A 4,652-nucleotide genomic window follows, 5' to 3' on the forward strand; every position below is an offset into this window, starting at 1 on the left:
GGTCACCACCGCCTCGGCGGCCGGGCCGGTGCTGACAGCCCGGCTCGACCCGCGGTTCGCCGGCGGGCCCGAGGCATACCGGATCGAGCGGAATGGCAGCGGGTTGGCCGTGGTCGCGGCGACCCACGCCGGGGCCGCCTACGGCCTCTACGCCGTGGCCGACCGGATCTCCTCCGGCTCGGCCGTGGTCGCCGACGGCCGGGTCACCGCGCCGAGGCTGGGCCTGCGACTGACCGACCTCGGCGCCGTCGGGCTGCCCGACGACCCGGCGGCGTTCACCCGGGACGACTACTCGCTGAACTCCGACGTCGTCGGCGACGCGATCCTCCCGGACGCCCCGTATGTCGACCCGGCCGCCGTCCGGCGGATCTCCGCGCAGTTCCGCCAGTTCGTCGCGCACTCGTTCGCCCAGGGCTACAACGGCGTCGTCATCCCCGGCTTCCTCGAGTACGTCACGTTCCGGGGCCTGGACGTGTACCCGCCCGGCGACCCGCACCTCGCGCGTGCGGAGGCGATGATGCGGGCGTTCGCCCCCGCCTGGCGCTACGCACACGACTTCGGCATGAAGGTCTACTTCTCGACCGACATGCTTGCCCTGTCCCCGCCGCTACGCGCCCACCTGGAACGCACGGTCGGCGGCCTGCACACCGAGGACGACCGGCTCTGGCAGGTCTACCGGGCCGGCCTCGCCGAGCTGTTCGACCGGATGCCGTTCGCGGACGGCCTGATGATCCGGATCGGCGAGGGCGGCGCGGCGTACCAGCTGCCCGGCTGGGACTACTCCTCGGAGATCGCCGTCACCACACCGGACGCGGTGCGGGCGATGCTGCGCTCGTTCCTGCGCGTCGCGGCCGCCGAGGACAAGGACATCATCTTCCGGACCTGGAGCGTCGGAATCGGCGCGGTCGGTGACCTGCACACGAACCCGGCCGCGTACGAGGAGGTGCTGGGCGGCCTGCACGACGAGAACCTGGTGGTGTCCACCAAGTACACGCTCGGCGACTTCTACAGCCACCTCCCGCTGAACGACACGCTGCTCACCGGTGACCACCGCCGGATCGTGGAGTTCCAGTCCCGCCGCGAGTTCGAGGGCCTCGGCGCGCTGCCGAACGACCTCGGCGTGCTCCACCGGCTGGCCCTGCGCACGTTCCTCGCCGCCAACCCGAACGTCGAGGGGATCTGGACGTGGGCGCAGGGCGGCGGGCCACTGCTGGCCGGGCCGCGAAACCTGGCCCTGCGGGCCGGCTTCTGGCAGCTGTCCGACCTCAACAGCTACGTCACGGCGCGGCTGGCGTGGGACCCGGGCCTCGATCCGGCGCGTGCGACGGCCGACTGGGCCCGCCGCACGTTCTCCTACGACCCGGCCACCGTGGCGGCGATCTGCGAGGCGATGGCGCTCTCCCGCGACGCGGTCACCCGCGGGCTCTACATCGGCCCGTACGCCGACCAGACCGTGCACGCGCTCGGCCTGGAACCGCCGCCGATGATGTGGATCTTCGAGTGGGACATCGTGACCGGGGACAGCGCCACGCTCGACACGATCTACGCGGTGAGCCGCGACCGGATCGACGAGGCCGTCGCCGAGGGCGCCGCGGCGGTCGCCGACGCACGGCGGATGCGTGACCTGGTCGCGGCCACCGACCCGGCCACCTGGCGCGATCCCGTGCTGCGCCAGCGGTTCGTGGCCACGCTCGACTACCAGCTCGACCTGTTCGGCACGCTGGCCGCCTACCGGACCACCGTGCTGCGGCACGCGCAGTGGCTGGACACCGGGTCGACCGCGGCGCGCGACGCGTGGCGCACCGCCGCGGCCACCTACGAGTCGGCCCGCACCGACCACCTCCGGCGCTACGGCGGCGACCCGGACCTGCCGGCGTACAACTTCACCGCCGCCGACATCGGGCTGTCGCTGGCCGAGCGCGACGAGACGATGGCGTGGCTGGCGCGGGGTCTGCTGGCCACCGTGCTCGCCGCGCTGGCCTGGGGCAGCGGCCGGCTAGGGCGGCTGCTGCCCGCGCCACCCGTGGCGTTGCGTGCACTGTGGACGGCGGCGACCCGGCCGTGGCGGCTGAGCCGGCTCGACGCCCGTCCGTCCACTGTGGATCGCGTGCTCGTCTGGGCGATCCCGGCGGCGGCGGTCGTACTCAGCCGGGCGATCCTCACGTCGTTCGCCGCGCCCGCACACCTGCTGATGGTGCTCGGCGCCTGGCTGCTGTTCGGCGTCGTGCTGCGGCTGCTCGTTGAGCGGAGCGACGGAGCGTTCGCCGTCTGGACGCAGGAGCACCGGAGGCGTGAGGGGCGAACGCCGAGGAGCGCACGGAGGAAGACGGCGAGTGGCGGAGGAGCGCAGCGAACCATCCAACACTGTCGCCGGAGCGACCCGTTCCCGCTGCTGGCCGCGATCGGCGGCCTGGCCCTGCTGCGCACGATCCTGCTGACGCTCGCGCTCGTCCCGCGCGGACCGGGTGGCTACTGGTTCGCGTTCTGGACCGAGCCGGGCACCCGCACGGTGTACGTCACGGTGGCGTTCGCGGCGTTCCTGGCCCTGTTCGTGACCGCCCACGCCACGCTGCGCACGAGCTACGCCATGACCCGCCGGCAAGCCGGCGGCCGGGTGCTGGTCGCGACCGGCGTCCCGCTGGCGGCGCTCGGCGGTCTGGTCGCCCTGACCGGTCTGGAACGCGCGATGACCATGTGGAACGACCAGCTCGCGCTGCTCCCGTGGGGGCTGTCGCGGATCCTCGGCATCACCGCGCACCTGGAGATCCCGGCGAGCCTGCCGGCGGTCGCGGCCGCCGCCGGCGCGGTCGCGATCCTGGGCGGGGCCGTCCTTGCCGGGGTGTTCGGCCGGCGCCGGCCGGCCGGGATCTGACCCTCGTTCGTTCGGTCAGCCGGACGGCCAGGTCACCGGTGAGCCGGCATCGCGAGTCCAGCCGCCGGCGGTGAGCTCGTCGACCGTGGTGGGCCAGGTGACGTGCAGCCGGTCCGGGGCGGGCTCGGTCACCGTCACCTCCGGGGGCGCGTCGGCGAACGGCACCAGCAACGCGGTGAGCACCCCGGCGCTCGGGGTCAGCTCCAGGCAGTGCAGCTCGCCCCAGCACGGGCCGTCCGCGGACGGGTAGGAGGCTCGTCCGACCCTGGTCGCCGACGTCCAGGTGCCCGTCACGCACACCAGCAGGCCCGGCGGTTCGGCGGAGACGAACGTCGACGCGCCTGTGCGGCGCCACGGACTCCGGCCGTGCAGCAGCCACCGCCAGCCGCCGGTCGTGGCCACCTCGTCTCGGACGAGCCAGTATCCGGGCAGCTCCCCGGCCGGGCGGACCGCGAGGAAGGTCCTGCGGTGCCGGGGCCCCCAGCCGTCGTGGTGCGCGGCGAGCACGTCGAGCTCGGGGCGGAACACCAGCGCGTCCACCGTGGCGCCCGCGTCGAGCTCGGGCTCCCGCCCGTCGAACACGACCGTGCTGTGCGCCGCCGGCGACTGGAACCACTCGTAGTACTCCGGGTCGTCGTAGCTGTCCGGGCCGCCCGCCTCCCACGCGAGCGGCTGCCCGTGTCCACAGAGGACGAAGTCGAGGCAGGCCCGGTGGCTGTGCGACTCCAGCTCGTGCGGCACGCGCGGCCCGCAGTTCACCGCCGCGTACAGCGACCCGGGCCGCCGGCCGGAGCGGCTGACGAAGTACCGGCTGCCGGACAGCCACGCGCCGAGGTCCGCCGAGTCCGCCGGGTCCTCGGCCGGGGCATGCGCCCACGCGCGTGCCGCCGGCACGCCGTCGCGCGCGGGCAGCCGGGCGAGGATCTCCTCGACCGCCGCGGCCGGCATCGTGGCCGTGGCGAGCGCCTTGTACGCCGGCTTCGGTGCCCACCGGTGCGCGACCACCAGCGACGGGCCGGCCGCGACGTGCGCGCTGTCCTGGAACGGTGGCAGCCAGCCCTCCGGCGTCGCGATCGCCACGAGCCAGTCGCTCATGGCCGCCACCCGCTCGTCCGCGCCGAGCGGCCGGTCGAGGTACCGCTCCGCGTGCAGCGCCGCCCGGTGCAGGAACTCCAGGCACAGCCGGTGATAGCCCGGCGAGCGCTCGTGGTGCCCGCCGTCCGGGTGCACGTCGCGGTCGAGGTGCTCGGTGATCCGTGCCCGGGCCGTGGCGACCCAGCCGGCGGACTCGGCGAACTCGTCGAACAGCGCGCCGGCGCACAGCAGCGTGCACGCGCCGACGAGCTGCCAGTTGCCCGGGCGGAACTCGTCGTGCTCGTCGGCCAGCCAGCGGGCGCCGCCGAGGATCGAGCCGAGCAGCCGGACCCGGGTCTCGCGGGCGAGCGCGGCACCGGCGGCGTCGAGCGCGTCGATGAAGATGGGGGTCCGGACGCCGACGCCGAGCGTGTACCAGACCACGTCGAGGCCCGGCCAGTCGCCGCGCACGTCGTCGCGGCTGTCGTACCAGCGGTGGAAGATCTCCTCCCAGGCCCGCAGCGGGCACTCGTCGCCGGTGAGCAGGTACTGCTCGAGCAGCGGCACGGTCCAGGTCAGGTAGTGGAACCCGTAGAGCGCCGAGCGGCCGAGGCCGCGGTCGGTGAACGAGCGCCGGTCCGCGGCCGCCGCGTCGGCCTGCCGCCGCACGCGTTCCCGCTCGTCCGGCCCGTACGCGGCGACGCGG

General features: G+C 74.6%; 2 protein-coding genes. One reads left to right on the forward strand and one right to left on the reverse strand.

The annotated features are described in order from the left end of the window. Positions 1-2,872 (forward strand): hypothetical protein (locus ACRDTB_RS37375; protein WP_431436990.1); only part of this gene is annotated, 2,872 nt, incomplete at its 5' end. Positions 2,873-2,887: 15 nt separating this feature from the next. Here the strand turns inward: ACRDTB_RS37375 and ACRDTB_RS37380 are convergent. Next, positions 2,888-4,652, reverse strand: a 1,765-nt coding sequence (locus ACRDTB_RS37380; RefSeq protein ID WP_431436991.1) for a heparinase II/III family protein, incomplete at its 5' end; no start/stop codon positions are given.

Source organism: Actinophytocola sp. (genome assembly GCF_050699935.1).
Taxonomy (GTDB): domain Bacteria; phylum Actinomycetota; class Actinomycetes; order Mycobacteriales; family Pseudonocardiaceae; genus Actinophytocola.